This is a genomic window from Oscillibacter sp. PC13 (assembly GCF_900115635.1).
Lineage (GTDB): Bacteria > Bacillota > Clostridia > Oscillospirales > Oscillospiraceae > Oscillibacter.
This window is the reverse complement of sequence record NZ_FOXE01000041.1, coordinates 1-1,053: the sequence shown is the minus strand read 5'-3', so window position 1 is coordinate 1,053 and position 1,053 is coordinate 1. Positions and strand designations below refer to the sequence as shown.

Below are 1,053 nucleotides of genomic sequence, written 5' to 3'. Positions count from 1 at the left end.
CACATCTCCAAGCTGGCCGACCACCGCATTGAGAAGGTGGAGGACGCCTGCAAGATCGGCGACATGATGTGGGTCAAGGTCACGGAAATCGACGAGAAGGGCCGCGTGAACCTCTCCCACAAGGATGCGGTCAAGGAAATCCAGGCAAAAGAGGCCGCCGGCGAGCGGATAAAGTAAGTTTTCCCAGACCTGATGCGGGGGCGGGCGTTTCGCCCGCCCCCGTTCCTCTTTCAGGCGGGGGAATCCCACTGTGCGGACTTCCCGGAGGCGCTCTTCGAACAATTCAGCGGCGCTTATGGAGCTGTGCGGGCGGATCAACATATTTACAGGAGGTTTTTTTCATGGATTACAGAAGATTTGGAAACACCATTGTGGTCCGGATGGATCGAGGCGAGGAAATTCTGGAACAGATCCGGATCCTCGCGGATCAAGAACACATTCAACTGGCCGCTGTCCAGGCTCTGGGCGCCATCAACGACTTCACCGTGGGAGTGTTCAACACCGTAACAAAGCAATATGCCGCCAATTCCTTTCAGGGCGCCTATGAGATTGTCTCCCTTACCGGCACCATTGACACCATGGACGGCAAATTTTACGCCCACCTCCACATGAGCGCCGGAGACGCCGACGGCAAGGTCTTCGGCGGACATCTGAACCGGGCAGTTGTCAGCGCCACCTGCGAGATGATCGTCACCGTGATTGACGGGCAGGTGGATCGGGCCTTCAGCCAGGAAATCGGCCTGAATCTGCTGCGCTTTTCCTGATTTTTATGCAGAGTGCCGCAGCCGCTGCAGGCTGTAAGGCGTCGTCTTTGCGGCGGACTGCCGCGGGAAAGGAGCTTTTCCATGCATCTTCGTCCATACCGGCCGGCGGATCTTCCGGCGCTGCTGGAGCTCTTTTATCAGACCGTCCATACTGTGTGCCGCCGGGATTACACCGCCGCCCAGCTGGACGTCTGGGCTCCGGCGGCAAGGTCATCCAGAAGATCGTGGCCGACACCGGCGCGAAAATTGACATCAACGACGACGGCTCCATCTTCATCGCCGGCGTGGA

At 58.4% G+C, this 1,053-nt stretch carries 2 protein-coding genes; both read left to right on the top strand.

Translation table 11 applies throughout. The annotated features are described in order from the left end of the window. A partial coding sequence (locus tag BMZ81_RS13805) for a S1 RNA-binding domain-containing protein (protein ID WP_143072794.1) occupies positions 1-177 on the top strand: 177 nt, incomplete at its 5' end. A 164-nt stretch (positions 178-341) separates the two neighbouring features. Further along, the gene (locus BMZ81_RS13800) at positions 342-764 is read left to right on the top strand and encodes a PPC domain-containing DNA-binding protein (protein ID WP_091133102.1); all 423 of its coding nucleotides are present in this window, start codon (positions 342-344) and stop codon (positions 762-764) included. Positions 765-1,053: the final 289 nt, after the last annotated feature.

What these genes read in the sequence shown, in the direction of transcription:
- BMZ81_RS13800 (WP_091133102.1), top strand. Translation starts at nt 342, where the DNA reads ATGGATTACAGAAGATTTGGAAACACCATTGTGGTCCGGATGGATCGA.